We start from the raw sequence: 15,716 nt of genomic DNA on the forward strand, positions 1-15,716 counted from the left end.
TGTCCCTGGTGGCGTCATGCTAGAGGCTGGCGAAGCAATGCCAAGGCGAGCGGCCGGAATCCTGAGCTTAAGGTTACTTGTCGACCCTCACCGCAACGCGGCGGTGTCGCGGAACCAGCGTCGGCAGACAGCGAACGATCGCCGACGCCGCTGCAAGACGAGCCGACATTGGGTCGATGCTCCGCTCACGCCTCGCGCGCGTAATGCGACAGCCGGGCCTGCAGCATTTCCAGCATGTCGTCGCGAACGGGATCGCGGGTTCCGCGGGTCCAGGCCGCGGCCAGCGGCAGCCTGTTCATGTCGGATGCCGCGAGCCGCACGTAGCGGACGCCGCGCGCCGCCATCCGCGAGGTCCATTTCGGCACGATCGCGGCGCCGAGCTCGGCGGCGACCAGGTTGACGATGGTCTGCTTCTCGTCGGCGATCTGGGCGATGCGCGGCTCCAGTCCGGCTTCGGCGAACAGCTTGATGGTGAGGTCGTGGCTGTGCGGCCGCGACCGGCGTTCCGGCACGATCAACGGTTGATCGGCGAGGTCGGCGACGGTGAGCCGCTTGCGCGCGGCCAGCGGATGGCGGTCGGAGACGGCGACCACCGCGGTTTCGTGCAGCAGCAACAGAAACTCCAGCCGGCGGTCGGGATTTTCCGGCGGTCGCACGATGGCGAGATCGAGCCGGCCGGACAACAGCCGCGGCAACAGCCGGATGGTCTTGTCTTCGATCAGTTGCACGGTGACGTCCGGGCAGCGCTCGCGAAAATCGTGCAGCAGCATCGGCACCAGGCCTGCGGCGGCGCTGTCGATCGCGCCGAGCCGCACGGTGGCGGCCTGCTTGCGGCTCGAATGGCGGAACTTGTCGGCGAGCGCGTCGGCCTGCGCCAGCAGCACGCGCGCTTCCTTCAACAGCACGGCGCCGTCGGCGGTCAGGGTGACGCTGCGGGTGGTGCGCGCCATCAGCCGTGTGCCGAGATCGTCTTCCAACAGCCGGATGAAGCGGCCGAGCGCCGACGGCAGCATCTCCAGCCGCCGAGCCGCCTTGCCGAAATGCAGCTCCTCGGCGGCGGCCACGAAACAGCGCAATTGGTGAAGGTCCATCGGGCGCTCCTGCCCGGTCATTATATCATTTTTTTGTATAAACAAATGCGCCTTGAGCAGGGGGCTTCGCCGGATAAGGGTGCCGCCGCCATGTCCGGATATCGCGTCCAATTAAAAGCAAATCAAATCAAGGCGAGGAGCCTTTCATGAGTGCCGAAGTCGAGAAACGTACCTTGCGCAAGGTGTCGATGCGCATCGTGCCGTTCGTGATGCTGCTGTATTTCGTCGCCTTCATCGACCGGGTGAACATCGGCTTCGCCGCGCTGACCATGAACAAGGATCTCGGCTTTTCGCCGAGCGTGTTCGGCTTCGGCGCCGGCATCTTCTTCTTCGGCTATTTCCTGTTCGAGGTGCCGTCCAACCTGATCCTCAACAAGGTCGGCGCGCGGATCTGGATCGCCCGGGTGATGATCACCTGGGGGCTGATCTCCGGCGCGATGGCCTTCGTGCAAGGCTCCACCAGCTTCTATGTGCTGCGCTTTCTGCTCGGCGCCGCGGAAGCCGGTTTCTTCCCCGGAATCATTCTCTATCTCAGCTTCTGGTTTCCGGCCCGCCAGCGCGCCGCAATGACCGCGATCTTCATGGCGGCGGCGCCGCTGTCGACCGTGCTGGGCTCGCCGGTGTCCGGCGCCTTGCTGGAGATGCATGGCCTGATGGGGCTCAGCGGCTGGCAGTGGATGTTCATCATCGAGGCGATCCCGGCGCTGATCCTCGGCGTGGTGGTGCTGTTCTACATGACCGATCGGCCGGAGCAGGCGAAGTGGCTGAAGGACGACGAGCGCAACTGGCTGGTCGGCACCATGGACGCCGAAACCGCCAAGAAGGCCGGCACCGCCAGCCACAGCATCTGGCGCGGGCTCGCCGATCTGCGCGTGATCGCCTTGGCGATGGTGTATTTCGGTACCTCGGCGGGGCTCTATACGCTCGGGATCTGGGCGCCGCAGATCATCAAGGAATTCGGCCTCACCTCGCTGCAGGTCGGCTTCCTCAACGCCATTCCGGGCGTCGTCGCGGTGATCGCGATGGTGCTGTGGGCGCGGCATTCCGATCGCAGCGGCGAGCGCACCTGGCACGTGGTCAGCGCCTGCCTGCTGGCCGCCGGCGGTCTGGTGCTGGCCGGCTTCGCCGGCACCGTGATCGCGGTGCTGCTGGCGCTGTCGCTGGTCAATATCGGCATCAGCTCGGCGAAGCCGCCGCTGTGGAGCATGCCGACCATGTTCCTGTCCGGCTCGGCGGCTGCGGCCGGCATCGCCACCATCAACTCGATCGGCAATCTCGGTGGCTTTATCGGCCCGGCGATGATCGGCTGGATCAAGGATCTCACCGGCAGCTTCCAGGGCGGGCTGTTCTTCGTCGCCGCCCTTCTGGTGCTGTCGGCATTCCTCACGCTGGTGCTGGCGCGCTCGCAGCGCAACACCGCAAAGGCCGAAGCCGCTGCCGCCGCGGCTCATCGCTAAAACCCCACAATCAGTTCGGAGACTTCAGATGCGTGAATATTCAATCGCGGCGATCCCGGCAGACGGGATCGGCCCCGAAGTGATTGCCGCCGGCACCACGGTGCTGGCCGCCCTGCAGAAGCGTCTCGGAGACGTCAAGTTCAACGTCGAGACCTTCGACTGGGGCTCGGACTATTATCGCAAGCACGGCGTCATGATGCCGGCCGACGGCCTCGAGACGTTGAAGAAATTCGACGCGATCTATTTCGGCGCGGTCGGCGATCCGGTGGTGCCCGACCACATCACGCTGTGGGGGCTGCGGCTGCCGATCTGCCAGGGCTTCGATCAATACGCCAATGTGCGGCCGACCAAGATCCTGCCGGGCATCACCTCGCCGCTGCGCAATGTCGGGATCGGCGATCTCGACTGGGTGATCGTCCGCGAGAACTCCGAAGGCGAATATGCCGGCTGCGGCGGCCGCGTGCATCGCGGGCTGCCGGAGGAAGTCGGCACCGAGCTCGCGGTGTTTACCCGGGTCGGCGTCGAGCGTATCATGCGCTACGCCTTCAAGCTGGCGCAGTCGCGGCCGCGCAAGTTCTTGACCGTGGTCACCAAGTCGAACGCGCAGCGCCACGGCATGGTGATGTGGGACGAGATCGCCGCGGAAGTCTCCAAGGATTTTCCCGATGTCACCTGGGACAAGATGCTGGTCGACGCGATGACGGTGCGGATGACGCTGAAGCCGCAGTCGCTCGACACCATCGTCGCCACCAATCTGCACGCCGACATTCTGTCGGATCTGGCCGGCGCCTTGGCCGGCAGCCTCGGCGTGGCGCCGACCGCGAACATCAATCCGGAGCGGCGCTTCCCGTCGATGTTCGAGCCGATCCACGGTTCGGCCTTCGACATCACCGGCAAGGGCATCGCCAACCCGGTCGCCAGCTTCTGGACCGCGGCGCAGATGCTCGATCATCTCGGCGAGACCGATGCCTCGGCACGGCTGATGCGCGCGGTCGAGCAGGTCACCGGCGCCGGCATCGTCACGCCGGACGTCGGCGGCAGCGCCACGACGCAGCAGGTCACCGACGCCGTGGTGGAGGCGATCCATAGCTCGAATGTCTGACGTTACGTCAGCCAGGTCCTGGACCGAGGCCGAAGCGCGCAACGCGCTTCGGCAGATTTTTGATGCCGCGGTCGCCAGCGCCGAGCCCGGCGCCGCGGTGCTGCGGCATCTGCCGCATAAACCCAAAGGCCGCTGCGTGGTGGTCGGTGCCGGCAAGGCCGCGGCGGCGATGGCGGCTGCGGTCGATGCGGCGTGGCCCGACGTCGACCTCAGCGGCGTGGTGGTGACCCGCCATGGTCAGGGTGGATCTGCCGGCCGCATCAAAGTGCTGGAAGCCGCGCATCCGACGCCCGACGCCGGCAGCGAGCAGGCTGCGCGAAATATCCTCGCGGCGGTGCAGGGGCTCGGCCCCGACGATCTGGTGATCGCGCTGATTTCGGGCGGCGGGTCGGCGCTGATGGTGCTGCCCGGCGGCACGATGACGCTGGCCGAAAAACAATCCGTCAACAAAAGCCTGCTCGCCAGCGGCGCCACCATCGTCGAGATGAACGCGGTGCGCAAACATCTGTCGGCGATCAAGGGTGGCCGGCTCGCGCTCGCCGCGCATCCGGCGCGGGTGGTGACCTTGGCGATCAGCGACATCCCCGGCGACGATCCCGCGGCGATCGCGTCGGGCCCGACGGTGGCCGATCCGAGCACGCTGGCCGAGGTGCGCGACATCATCGCGCGCTACCAACTCGATCTGCCGGCCAGCGCGTTGGCGATCCTCGACGCCGGCACCGAAACGCCGAAGGCGCTCGACGCGAACAATAGCGTTCGTATCATCGCGGCGCCGTCGCTGGCGCTCGCCGCCGCGGCTGACGCCGCAACCAAGGCCGGGCTGACGCCGCTGATCCTCGGCGACGCCATCGAAGGCGAAAGCCGCGAACTCGGCATCGTGATGGCCGGCATTGCGCGTTCGGTGCGGCTGCATGGACATCCCGTCAAAGCGCCGGCGGTGCTGCTGTCGGGCGGCGAGACCACGGTGACGATCGGCAAGGGGCCGGCCGGCCGCGGCGGACGCAACACCGAATTCCTGCTCGGCTTTGCCATCGCGATGGCCGGCGAAGCCGATGTGTTTGCGCTGGCCGGCGACAGCGACGGCATCGACGGCACCGAGGACGCCGCCGGCGCGATCGTCACGCCCGATACGCTGTCGCGGGCGCGCGCCGCGGGACTCGATCCGCGCGGCGTGCTCGCGGCGCATGACAGCTACGGCCTGTTCGACGCCATCGGCGACCTCGTTCGCACCGGCCCGACCGGCACCAACGTCAACGACATTCGCGCCGTGCTGATCGGACGAGGCGCGCCTTCGGCCGACTGAGACCCCGCCCGCCAGCCGATAAGCGGTACCGCTGGCGGCGTGCGGATCGTCGATCGAAGCGCATCCGACCCCTGGGTATCCAAGCGAAATCTGCGCTTCGCAGTTGCACAAATTCTTGATTGGCAGCCTCGCTGTTGAACCCCCACTTCCGTTGAATGTCTCACTGTTGAGCGGCTCGCCCGAAGTCGGACCGCAGTGGTGCATCGCGTCCGGCCAATGCCGGCTTTCGTGATGGGCATCGGGTGGAAGTCAGAAGGGAAAGCAGCAATGGCGACCTCTGTGAAATCATCGACTCCCTGGATTTCGGCCTTTCAGGGGAGCCCAAGGCCTGCGCCTTCTGACGCCGATGCTCTCGACCGTTCCCGCGCCAGCCGGCTGGCCCATGTGTTGGAGCGCAGCGGTTTGGCGATGATGGGCGCCGCGGGCGGCCTGTTCGTTGCGGCGCATCTCGGCCGCGGCAGCGTCGAGCTGCTCGGCTTTCCGGTGGTGATCCTGGCGGCGACGATCTACGCCTTCATCGGCTTCTATCTCGGCATCGACTTGCCGCCTGACGCCGCGCCGCGCGCCGACAACGTCGCGACGCCGCGGGTGAAATGGATCGAGCGGCTGAGCGCCAGCGGCACCTTCTTCGCGGCGCTAGCGGTTTTCGTGTCGGTCTGGAACATCATTCTCGACGGCCAGCCGAATTCGCTAGCAACGCTGCTGGTCGGCGGCGGCTTTGTGATCGGCGTCACCATGCAGATCGCGGCCGGCTCGATCGCGCGGGCGCGCGCCTGATGCGCTTCAAAAATCCTGGCCGTCGTCATTCCGGGGCACGAGCAGCGTTAGCTGCGAGCGAGCCCGGAATCCATAACCCCTGCAGGGGATATGGATTCCGGACTTGCTCGTTCTTGCGAACTCGCAATCCGGAATGACGACCGCATTCGGCTTGAGTGCTTCAATCCGAACCGACGACGCTCTAGATCACTTCGGCGCTCGGGATCGTGAAGCGGAACGCGGTGCCGGCGCCGTCCCGCGGCTCGGCGCGAATGCTGCCGCCATGCGCGGTCACGATGGTGCGGCATAGCGACAGGCCGACGCCCATCCCGGCGGTTTTGGTGGTCATGAACGGCAGGAACAGCCGGTCCATCAGTTGCGGATCGATGCCGGGGCCGTTATCCGCAACCGTCATTTCGATCATCCCGTCGGCGCCGCGGCTGCTGGAAATCTGTAGCTCGCGGACGTCCTGATGCTCCATCGCTTCCAGCGCGTTGCGGATCAGGTTGAGCAGCAATTGCTGGATCTGCACCCTGTCGACCAGCACCCGCTCGGCGGCCGGATCGAGGTCGAGCGAGACCTTGACCTCGCGGTCCTTGGCGACGACCAGCGCCAGCGACACCGCGTCGTCGACGATCCGGTCGAGGCGTTCGTTGGTCTTTTCGGTTTCGCCGCGCGAGACGAATTGCCGCAGTCGCTGGATCACCTCGCCGGCGCGCAGTGCCTGATCCGCCGCCTTGTCGAGCGCGGTCCGGATGCGGTCGGCGGATTTGTCGGTGCTGTCCTGCAACAGCCGGCGCGAGCCCTTCAGGTAGTTGGCGATCGCGGCCAGCGGCTGGTTGAGCTCGTGCGCCAGCGCCGCCGACATCTCGCCCATGGTGCCGAGTCTCGCCACGTGCAGCAGTTCGGATTGCAGCTCGCGCAGCCGCGAGTCGCTGGCCTGCTGCCGCGCCATCGCGCGCTGCCGCTCGATCAGGAACGCACCGACCACGCCGGACGCCAAAGCCAGCACCACCAGACAGGCTGCCACCGCAGCGGCGGCGAAATTCGACCGCTCGAAATTGTGCTGCCGCTCTTTGAGCTGCGCCTGTTCGAATTTGGTCATCGCCGAAAGGCCATGTTCGATTCGCTGGGTCAGCAGATCGACGCGCGCCTGTTCGAGAATATCCAGCGACGTTTGCAGATCGGTCTGCGCCAGCTCGACGACGCGCTGCAATTGCGTGAGCCGCATCTCGATGCTGCTGCGCACCGCGGCGAGATTTCTCTGTTGCTCGGCATTGTCTCCGAGAACATGCACCAGCTCGTCGAGCGCGTGGGGCAGGGTGGACTTCGCCGTTTCATAGGCCTCGCGATATTCGTCGACGCGGGTCAGCAGATAGCCGCGCTCGCCGGATTCCGCCTGCAGCACCGCCCGCTCGATGCCGGCGATCAGCCGCAGCACATCGTTGGTATGCCTTACCCAGGTGGAATTCTCGCGGATCTGCATCAGGCTGTAGGCCAGCGCGAGGGTGGCGACGACGAACATCGCGAGCGCAGCCGCGAGTAGCCAAGCTGCCCGCCCGGTCGTGCTGTGGGACCTCAGACGCATCGAATTCAAACGCTCTCCGCTGTTCCGATGTGCTGAGCAGATCGCCGGTTTGGTTTCAAGTCTGCTTGCGGTTGCAACTGGAAAAGATTCGCTTGGCGGCGGAACCCGGTGGCGGCGGGCGGTGGATCGCAGCGCGCCCATTCGATGAGGAACCGGCGCGACGATGAATCGTCAAATTGCCGCGGTGCTGGCGAATTGCAGCCCTCACTCTCGGTCAGAATCGCGGGCGAGAGAAAGTTGGAGACCACCTTTTGACGTATAAAATCACCGCGGAGCGCGATAACGAAACCATGCGCAGCAGCCGAATCAGCGCGTTGATCGCCATCGCCAAAGCACGGATCTGGGCCAGCGAAGGCTGGGAGGTGGTGATCACCGACGACCAGGGCCGCGATTATGCTCCGTCGCAATTCGAGGAGCTGGCCCCGGCCAAGCCGCGCGTTGTATCGGAAGCGACGCCTTAACACGCGATGTCGCCGCGCATCATGCCGCGGGCCGCGCCGCCGCGGCCTTGTGGTGAAGACCCTCCGCCGCCGCATTCAGCCGGCTCATCGAGGCGGTGAGTTCCGGATAGACCTCATCCTTGATCGTGACCGTGCCGTAATTGCAGTCTTCGCCGTCGAAGCGGCCTTCCGCCGGTTGATCGGCGTGCTCGAACCAGTGATAGCCGACCAGATTCGGCTTGATCAGCGCGGCCGCGACGTAGCGCTCGAAGGCTCCGGCGCGCTCGATCTGGGTCGCGACCCGCGGGCCGCCGCCGCTGCTGTTCGGCAGTCCCACGTCGTCGCCGCGGAACGAGAACTCGGTGATCAGGCACGGCTTGCCGGCCGCCGCATAGGCATCGAGCAGCACCGAGGGATCGAAGCTGTAGCAATTGAACGAGATCACATCGAGGTGCCGGCCGGCGGCGGCGACCACGCCGTCATGCGGCAGCGCGCCGAGCCTCGCGCCGAGCACCAAGTGATTGGGATCGGCGGCCTTGATCGCCGCGGTGCACAGTTCGAAATAGCGGTCGGCCACCACCGCGGCGAAGGCGTCGCAATCGGCGGCGAACGCCGCGCGCCGCGGGTTGCGATTGGCCTCCGCCTCGAGGAGGGCGTAGTCGCCCCCGGGCGCCGTGCGCACGAACGGCGCCGCGATGCCGTCGAGCGCGTGCAGCGCTTCCCACGATCGCGCCGGCGTGTGCCAGATCACGTTGAACTGCGCGAACTCGCCATAATGCTGCTGCAGCGCGGTGATCGCGGTGACGCGGCCGGCGCGTCCCGGCGGGAAATTCAGGAAGGTGGTCAGCAATTCGTCATGGCCGCGCCAGTCCGGCGACCAGTACAATTCGTTGTCGATGAAGGTGCCGAGCAGCTCCGGGGCATTGCGCCGCGGCGTGCACAGCTCCCTGGCGCGCTGTCGGATGTGGGCTTCGAATTCGGCATCGAATACGTCCGGAAAGCGCTGGCCGTGGCGGTGCAGCCAGAACGAGGCGCCGAGGTCGACGGTCGGTGCGGTCGCCAGCGGCGTTTCGCCCGCGCCGGCGACGATTTCGTCGGACCAGCAGCCGAGCGTGTTGAAATCCCAGCCGGTCAAGCGTTCGGCGACGGTGCGTCGCCATTCATTGCGGCTGCCATATTTCTGCAGGCAGGCCTCGCCATACGGCACCCGGTCGGTGCCGCGAATGTTGTCCGGATCGAACCGGACGTTGTTGACGCCTTTGGACAGAAACCGCCCGCCATGCGGATCCACGAACCAGAATATGCCCTCGTCCTGCTCGACCCGAAAGAAGCCGCTTGCTTCGAAGCGGCCATCGGCGATGCCGCCCCACCTGGTTCGTCGCACCCACGCATCTCCTCGTTCAACAGCGCATCTTGGCAGTCGCGGCTTAAGGAATCTTTGATATAACACAACACCTTATTGCGGCCGCAGGGGCTATCGATAGGGCCTTATGGAATAGCCGGAGGACGACAGCGTGGCGGTATCCACTCTTGAGACGACAGCAACCGAAACGTCCTCGAAATTGCCTTCCCTGACCGCGCTGAAGCGCGACTTCATCTGGGGCGTGTCGACCTCGAGCTTCCAGATCGAAGGCGCCACCCAGGAGGGCGGCCGCGGGCTCAGCATCTGGGACACCTACTGCCGCGACGGCGAAATCAAGAATCACGACACCGGCGACGTCGCCTGCGATCACTATCACCGCTACGCCGAAGATGTCGCCCTGATGAAAACCCTGGGCGTGCAGGCCTATCGGTTTTCGGTGGCGTGGCCGCGGCTGCTGCCGCAGGGCCGCGGCGCGGTCAACGAGGAAGGGCTCGCGTTCTACGACCGGCTGATCGACGAACTGCTCGCCGCCGGCATCGAGCCGTGGCTGTGCCTGTATCATTGGGATCTGCCGCAGGCGCTGGAAGATCAGGGCGGCTGGATGAACCGGGAGTCGGTGACCTGGTTCACCGACTACGCCACGCTGGTAGCCAAGCGCTATGGCGACCGCGTCAAACGCTTCGCCACCTTCAACGAGCCGTCGATCTTCAGCCTGTTCAGCCGCTCGCTCGGCAAGCGCGATCGTTCCGCCGACGACAAGCTGCATCGCACCATTCACCACGTCAATCTGGCGCATGGCGCCGCGGTCGACGTGTTGCGCGCGCTGGTGCCCGGCGCCTCGATCGGCTCGATCCACAACGTGCAGCCGATCCTGCCGTCGACGCCGGCCGACGCGGCGGCGGCGGAGGTGTTCGGCGCCTATTGGAACGAGGCCTATCCCGATCCGCAATTCCTCGGCACCTATCCGGAGATCATGCTACCCGGCATTCAGCCGCATCTGCAGCCCGGCGATCTCGAGCGGATTCATCGCCCGCTCGACTGGTTCGGCCTCAATCATTACAGCCCGGTTTATGCTAAGGCCGATCCGGAGGCGATGATGGGCTTCAACTGGGGCGACCGGCCGCCCGGCCTGCCGCTGACGCCGATCGACTGGCCGATCAACGCGCCGGCGTTCCGCGACACGCTGCTGCGGGTCCATCAGCGCTACAAGCTGCCGATCTATGTCACCGAAAACGGCTATGGCAGCAACGACGAACCCGACGCCAACGGCGCGGTCGTCGATCCTGGCCGCGTCGGCTTCCTGCGCGACTATATCGAGGCGATGGACCAGGCGGTGGCCCAAGGCGCCGACGTGCGCGGTTACTTCGTGTGGTCGCTGCTCGATAATTTCGAATGGGATTCCGGCTACAGCGTGCGGTTCGGGCTGACCTATGTCGACTACAAGACGCTCAAACGGATTCCGAAGACCTCGTTCCATTGGTTCGCCGCGGCCATCAAGGCGGCGCGGCAGGGATGACCGCACAGCCGCAAGCCAACACCAAGCCGGTGCTGCTCGCCGATATCGGCGGCACCAATGCGCGGTTCGCGCTGTTGCAGGACGGCGCGGTCGGTGCCGTCAGCCATCTGGTGGTCAGCGACTATCCGACCTTCGCCGAGGCGATGGGGGCGTATCTGCGCGACCAGCAGGGTGGCGGCAAGCTCGCCGCCGCGCATCTGGCGGTCGCCGGCACGGTGACCAACGGCCGCTGCGAGATGACCAATTCGCCGTGGGTGATCGATGCCGCCGAACTGAGCGAAGCATTTTCGATTCCCTCGGTGCGGGTGATCAACGATTTCGAAGCGGTGGCGTGGTCGTTGTCGGCGATTCCAGCCGCGAAGCTGCGCCAGCTCGGCGGCGGCGACGCGGTCCCCGGCACGCCGTTGTTCGCGCTCGGCCCCGGCACCGGGCTCGGCATGGCCAGCAACGTACCGCTGCCGCAAGGCCGCGTGGTGCTCCCCGGGGAGGGTGGGCATGCTACGCTCGCCGGCGTCAATGCGCGCGAGGACGCGGTGATCGGCGTGCTGCGGCGCAAGTTCGGCCACGTCTCGGCCGAGCGGGCGCTGTCCGGCAGCGGGCTGGAAAATCTCTACAACGCGCTGGTGTCGCTCGATGGTCTTTCGCTGCCGCCGCGCGCCGCGCCGCAGATCACCAAGGCCGGTGTCGAAGGTTCGTGCAAGACATGTCGCGAAGCCGTCGACATGTTCTGCGCGCTGCTCGGCGGCGTCGCCGGCAACCTGGCGCTGATTTTGGGCGCCAAGGGCGGTATCTATGTCGCCGGCGGCATCATCCATCACATGACCGAGCATCTCGCCGGATCGGCGTTCCGCGCACGGTTCGAGGACAAGGGCCGGTTCCGCGACTACCTCGCGGCGATCCCGGTCTATCTGGTGCTGGAAGAGGACGTCGCCTTCATCGGGTTGCGTGAGTTCACCGAGGTGGTGGGGGCGGGTTCGAGTCATCTGCCGTGCGATACGGATTCACGAGCTTGAAGTTGAATCGCTGACTTCGCGGCATCGGCAGCGCGCTCCCTCGCCCCGCTTGCGGGGAGAGGGTCGGGGTGAGGGGGCCTCGCGTCTCGGCGAGGCGCCCCCTCACCCGACCCCGCTTCGCTGCGCTACGCGGGGTCGACCTCTCCCCGCAAGCGGGGAGAGGTGAAGACGTGTCTGCGTCCTCACACTGTCTGAAACTCTAAAACAAACTGCCCTGATCGACCGACTTCGACACCCGCTTTGCCGCGGCGGTGCTGGCCGGCTTCGCCGTCGCCGGCTTTGCGGCGGGTTTACTAAGCGTCGCAGCCTGCGCGGGCAGGCCGTCGGCATCCGCGGTGGCGCCGATCCGGCCGTCGGCGAATTCCAGGCTGAGCCTTGCGCCGGGCGCGACGCCGGCCGCGGCATGCACCGCCAGCCCCTGCGCGTCGCGCACCAGCGCGAAGCCGCGCGCCAGCACGCCGCGATAGGACAACGCGCCAAGTAACTGTCCGCACGACGCCACGCGGGCCTGCTGGCGTTGCAACGCAATCAATAGCGCACGGCGCGCCCGCTCGGCGAGCCGCAGCGTGCGTTCGCGGTCGCGCGCCAGCGCATTGCGTTGCGCCTGCACATTGGCGAGTTTCGACGCCTTGAAACGGGCGTCGAGCGCCGCGAACCGATCGCGGCGATGCCGCAGCCCGGCCCGCGCGCAATGCCTAAGCCGCTCGCCGTTGACGGTGAGCCGCTGCGTGGCGTGCGCCACCTGGGCGCGCAGTACTTTGAGCGTGAGACCGGCGCAGGCCTGCGCAAAGCGGCGGTGATGCGCATGGGTGTTGGCGCGCAACGCGCGCGGCAACGCGCTGGCGGCGCCGTCGAAACGCTGCCGCGGAATCGCCAATAGCGCGCTGGCGGACGGCAGCGCCCTTGTGGCGGCGCGCAACTCGCTGCGGCGGCGCTCCTGACCGCGCTGGAAACACAGCATCGCACGATGGCCGAACTGGCCGACCTCGACGAACAGTTCGGTACGCACCGGCACCGCCATTTCGGCCGCCGCGGTCGGCGTCGGCGCGCGCTTGTCGGCGGCGAAATCGATCAGTGTGATGTCGGTCTCGTGGCCGACCGCGGAAATTAGCGGGATCATGCTGTCGGCGGCGGCGCGGACCACGATCTCCTCGTTGAACGACCACAGATCCTCCAGCGAACCGCCGCCGCGCGCCACGATCAATAGATCGGGCCGCGGAATCGCGCCGCCTTCCGGCAGCGCGTTGAAGCCGTGAATGGCGGCGGCGATCTGCTCGGCCGAGCCGTCGCCCTGCACCTTGACCGGCCACACCAGCACGCGGCGCGGAAAGCGGTCCTGCAGCCGATGCAGGATGTCGCGAATCACCGCGCCGGTCGGCGAGGTGACGACGCCGATCACGTCCGGCAGATAGGGCAACAGCTGCTTGCGGGCTTCGTCGAACAGCCCCTCGGCGCCGAGCTTGCGCTTGCGCTCCTCCATCAACGCCATCAAGGCGCCGATCCCGGCGGGTTCGATGGCTTCGATCACGATCTGATATTTCGACGAGCCGGGATAGGTGGTCAGCTTGCCGGTGGCGATGACCTCGAGGCCTTCCTGCGGCTTGAACCGCATCCGGCCGTGCACGCCCTTCCAGATCACCGCCTCGATCTTGGCGCCTTCGTCCTTCAGCGCGAAATAGCAGTGGCCGGAGGAATGCGGGCCGCGAAACCCGGAAATCTCGCCGCGCACCCGGACATGGCCGTAGGCGTCTTCGACCGTCCGCTTCAGCGCCGAGGACAGTTCGGTGACGGTGAATTCTGGCGAGTTCTGCAGCGCGGCGACGGATGGCGGCATCGAATCTGATCTCTGGTGTCGGCCAAAGGTAGGGACTTCGGCGGCCAACGCCAAACGGCAATTTCGCGGCGCTTGAGTTCTCAGGCTTTCTCGGTCTGCGCGCCGAACAGTTCCAGGAAGCTGCTCCAGCCGCCGTCCATCGGTGCCCGCATGAAATGCGCGTTGGCGCCGTAGTTTTCCAACAGCCGATGCTCGAATTCGATTCTCGTCTGCTTGGCGCCGACCGGCACGAAGCGGACGTCGACCTCGGTGACCAGCGCGTCGTCGTGCTTCCAGTCGCCGTCGATTTCCCAGGTCATCACCAGATGGCTCGGCGGATCCCACACCAGCACCCGGCCCCAGAGATATTCGGTGCCGTCGGTCGAGCGCTCGAACCAGCGGCCACCGGCCTTCGGTTCGATGATCGCGGTCTGCGCCGGCTTGTCGCCGACGTGATGGGTTTCCAGCGGCCACCAGGCGCCGTGCTGCTCGGTGAACACCCGGAACGCGCGCTCCGGCGGGATGTCGACGACAATCTGCTTGCGGATCGGTTCGATGCTGGTCACGGGAGCCTCGTTACGCGCAAAATAATCCGCTCGTCGGTTAAGTCAGCCCCCACGTTAAGTCAAACCGGACCAATGGGCCAGAACCGGGCTTGAGCGGCCGGATCGGGGGCCCTAAACAGGCGGTCTTTACCGGCCAGGATTCTCAAAACGTGAACATTCTCCTTCTCGGCTCCGGCGGGCGCGAACACGCGCTGGCCTGGAAAATCGCGGCGTCGCCGCTTGTGGCAAACCTGTGGTGCGCGCCGGGCAATGCCGGCATCGCCCAGGTGGCCGAATGCGCGGCGCTCGACCCGGCCGACCACGCCGCGGTGATCGGTTTTTGCCAGTCGAACGCGGTGGATTTCGTGGTGGTCGGGCCGGAGGCGCCGCTCGCCGCCGGCATCGTCGACGATCTGGCTGCCGCCGGCATCAAGGCGTTCGGCCCGAGCAAGGCCGCGGCGCGGCTCGAGGGCTCGAAAAGCTTCACCAAGGAGATCTGCGCCGCGCAGAATATCCCGACCGCGGCCTATGGCCATTTCCGCGACATCGCGGCGGCCAAAGCCTACCTGGCCACGCAGGGCGCGCCGATCGTGATCAAGGCCGATGGCTTGGCCGCCGGCAAGGGCGTGGTGGTGGCGACGACGATCGAAGAGGCCGAGGCGGCGCTCGACATGATGTTCGAGGGCGGCTTCGGCGAAGCTGGCGCCGAGGTGGTGATCGAGGAATTCATGCAGGGCGAGGAGGCCTCGTTCTTCGTATTGTGCGACGGCGCCCACGCGCTGCCGCTCGCCGCCGCGCAGGATCACAAGCGCGCCTTCGACGGCGACCAGGGGCCGAACACCGGCGGCATGGGCGCCTATTCGCCGGCGCCGGTGATGGATCAGGCGATGATCGCCCGTACCATGGACGAGATCATCACGCCGACGTTGCGCGAGATGGCCGCGCGCGGCACCCCCTACAAGGGCGTGCTGTTCGCAGGCCTGATGATCACCGACCAGGGCCCGAAGCTGATCGAATACAACGTCCGGTTCGGCGATCCGGAATGCCAGGTGCTGATGCTGCGGCTCGCTTCCGACATCGTGCCGGCGCTGCTGGCGTCGTGCGACGGCGGGCTCGATCGCATCGCGCTTGATTGGAGTGACGACCGCGCGCTGACCGTGGTGATGGCGGCGCAGGGCTATCCCGGCGATTACGCCAAAGGCAGCGTGATCGAAGGGCTGGATGACGCCGCGCAAGTCGAAGGCGTAGAAATCTTCCACGCCGGCACCAAGGCCGATGGCGACAAGATCCTTGCCAATGGCGGGCGGGTGCTCAACGTCACCGCGCGCGGCGCCAGCGTCGCCGAGGCGCAACGCCGCGCCTATGCGGCGGTCGACCTCATTCGCTGGCCGCAGGGGTTTTGCCGCCGCGACATCGGCTGGCAGGCGATCAGGCGCGAGCAGGCCAAGGACTAAAGGCGGGGAGCGAGCATGGAGCGCGTGCGCGCGACCAACTAAGCGCGGGTGATCGGCCGATGCGCCGAACTGAAAAAGCGGCTGTCATTCCGGGGCGCGAGGCCGTAGGCCGAGCGAACCCGGAATCTGCCTCTCGCGCAAGGTCTGCTACGTGTTGCGAGATTCCGGGTTCACTCGCGGCTTGCGCCGCTCGTGCCCCGGAATGACGACCTGATAGTTCATCGAACGCCGCAATTCCTGGAAGGCCTCAGATGTAACGCTCGCAGCCCCTCGCA

13 protein-coding genes are annotated in these 15,716 nt (G+C 66.5%); 8 read left to right on the plus strand and 5 right to left on the minus strand.

Annotated features, from left to right (window positions below; translation table 11 throughout):
* Nucleotides 1–185: 185 nt before the first annotated feature.
* Nucleotides 186–1,091, minus strand: coding sequence for a LysR family transcriptional regulator (locus HNR60_RS04555; RefSeq protein ID WP_184254755.1), 906 nt, complete (start codon nucleotides 1,089–1,091; stop codon nucleotides 186–188).
* A gap of 146 nt (nucleotides 1,092–1,237) precedes the next feature.
* Here HNR60_RS04555 and HNR60_RS04560 point away from each other — a divergent pair, with 146 nt between their 5' ends.
* The 4 genes from HNR60_RS04560 to HNR60_RS04575 all read left to right on the plus strand — a co-directional run bounded on the left by HNR60_RS04560 (nucleotide 1,238) and on the right by HNR60_RS04575 (nucleotide 5,730).
* Nucleotides 1,238–2,548: an MFS transporter gene (locus HNR60_RS04560; protein ID WP_184254757.1), complete on the plus strand. Its 1,311-nt coding sequence runs from the start codon at nucleotides 1,238–1,240 to the stop codon at nucleotides 2,546–2,548.
* Between the two features lie 28 nt (nucleotides 2,549–2,576).
* Nucleotides 2,577–3,650, plus strand: a complete 1,074-nt coding sequence (locus tag HNR60_RS04565; protein WP_184254759.1) for a tartrate dehydrogenase — start codon at nucleotides 2,577–2,579, stop codon at nucleotides 3,648–3,650.
* Complete coding sequence (locus tag HNR60_RS04570; protein WP_184254761.1) at nucleotides 3,643–4,953, plus strand: glycerate kinase type-2 family protein; 1,311 nt, start codon at nucleotides 3,643–3,645, stop codon at nucleotides 4,951–4,953. Before HNR60_RS04565 ends, HNR60_RS04570 begins: the two co-directional genes overlap by 8 nt.
* Before the next feature lie 408 nt (nucleotides 4,954–5,361).
* Nucleotides 5,362–5,730 carry a hypothetical protein gene (locus HNR60_RS04575; protein WP_246432819.1) on the plus strand — a complete coding sequence of 123 codons (369 nt, stop codon included), beginning with the start codon at nucleotides 5,362–5,364 and terminating at the stop codon, nucleotides 5,728–5,730.
* 181 nt (nucleotides 5,731–5,911) lie between these two features.
* On the opposite strand, the gene HNR60_RS04580 is transcribed toward HNR60_RS04575, so the two are convergent.
* A complete protein-coding gene (locus tag HNR60_RS04580) occupies nucleotides 5,912–7,234 on the minus strand; it encodes a sensor histidine kinase (protein WP_347339305.1) in 1,323 nt (440 codons plus the stop codon).
* 314 nt (nucleotides 7,235–7,548) lie between these two features.
* Here HNR60_RS04580 and HNR60_RS04585 point away from each other — a divergent pair, with 314 nt between their 5' ends.
* Nucleotides 7,549–7,758 (plus strand): hypothetical protein, encoded by a 210-nt coding sequence (locus HNR60_RS04585; protein ID WP_184254767.1) that lies wholly within the window; start codon nucleotides 7,549–7,551, stop codon nucleotides 7,756–7,758.
* Nucleotides 7,759–7,777: 19 nt separating this feature from the next.
* On the opposite strand, the gene HNR60_RS04590 is transcribed toward HNR60_RS04585, so the two are convergent.
* Complete coding sequence (locus tag HNR60_RS04590) at nucleotides 7,778–9,121, minus strand: glycoside hydrolase 5 family protein (protein ID WP_184254768.1); 1,344 nt, start codon at nucleotides 9,119–9,121, stop codon at nucleotides 7,778–7,780.
* A 178-nt stretch (nucleotides 9,122–9,299) separates the two neighbouring features.
* Here HNR60_RS04590 and HNR60_RS04595 point away from each other — a divergent pair, with 178 nt between their 5' ends.
* Both HNR60_RS04595 and glk read left to right on the plus strand, forming a co-directional pair.
* On the plus strand, nucleotides 9,300–10,616 hold the full coding sequence (locus HNR60_RS04595) for a GH1 family beta-glucosidase (RefSeq protein ID WP_210313242.1): 1,317 nt from the start codon (nucleotides 9,300–9,302) through the stop codon (nucleotides 10,614–10,616).
* Nucleotides 10,613–11,629, plus strand: a complete 1,017-nt coding sequence (gene glk / locus HNR60_RS04600) for a glucokinase (RefSeq protein WP_184254772.1) — start codon at nucleotides 10,613–10,615, stop codon at nucleotides 11,627–11,629. Before HNR60_RS04595 ends, glk begins: the two co-directional genes overlap by 4 nt.
* A 199-nt stretch (nucleotides 11,630–11,828) precedes the next feature.
* Here glk and xseA read toward each other — a convergent pair whose 3' ends face one another.
* Both xseA and HNR60_RS04610 read right to left on the minus strand, forming a co-directional pair.
* Nucleotides 11,829–13,463 carry an exodeoxyribonuclease VII large subunit gene (gene xseA / locus HNR60_RS04605; protein ID WP_184254774.1) on the minus strand — a complete coding sequence of 545 codons (1,635 nt, stop codon included), beginning with the start codon at nucleotides 13,461–13,463 and terminating at the stop codon, nucleotides 11,829–11,831.
* A gap of 80 nt (nucleotides 13,464–13,543) precedes the next feature.
* Nucleotides 13,544–14,008, minus strand: a complete 465-nt coding sequence (locus tag HNR60_RS04610; RefSeq protein ID WP_184254783.1) for an SRPBCC domain-containing protein — start codon at nucleotides 14,006–14,008, stop codon at nucleotides 13,544–13,546.
* Between the two features lie 149 nt (nucleotides 14,009–14,157).
* On the opposite strand from HNR60_RS04610, the gene purD reads away from it, so the two are divergent.
* Entirely contained in the window at nucleotides 14,158–15,441 is a 1,284-nt protein-coding gene (gene purD / locus HNR60_RS04615) for a phosphoribosylamine--glycine ligase (protein ID WP_184254785.1), read from the plus strand.
* The last annotated feature ends 275 nt before the right edge of the window (nucleotides 15,442–15,716 follow it).

The sequence above is a fragment of the Rhodopseudomonas rhenobacensis genome (genome assembly GCF_014203125.1).
Lineage (GTDB): Bacteria > Pseudomonadota > Alphaproteobacteria > Rhizobiales > Xanthobacteraceae > Rhodopseudomonas_A > Rhodopseudomonas_A rhenobacensis.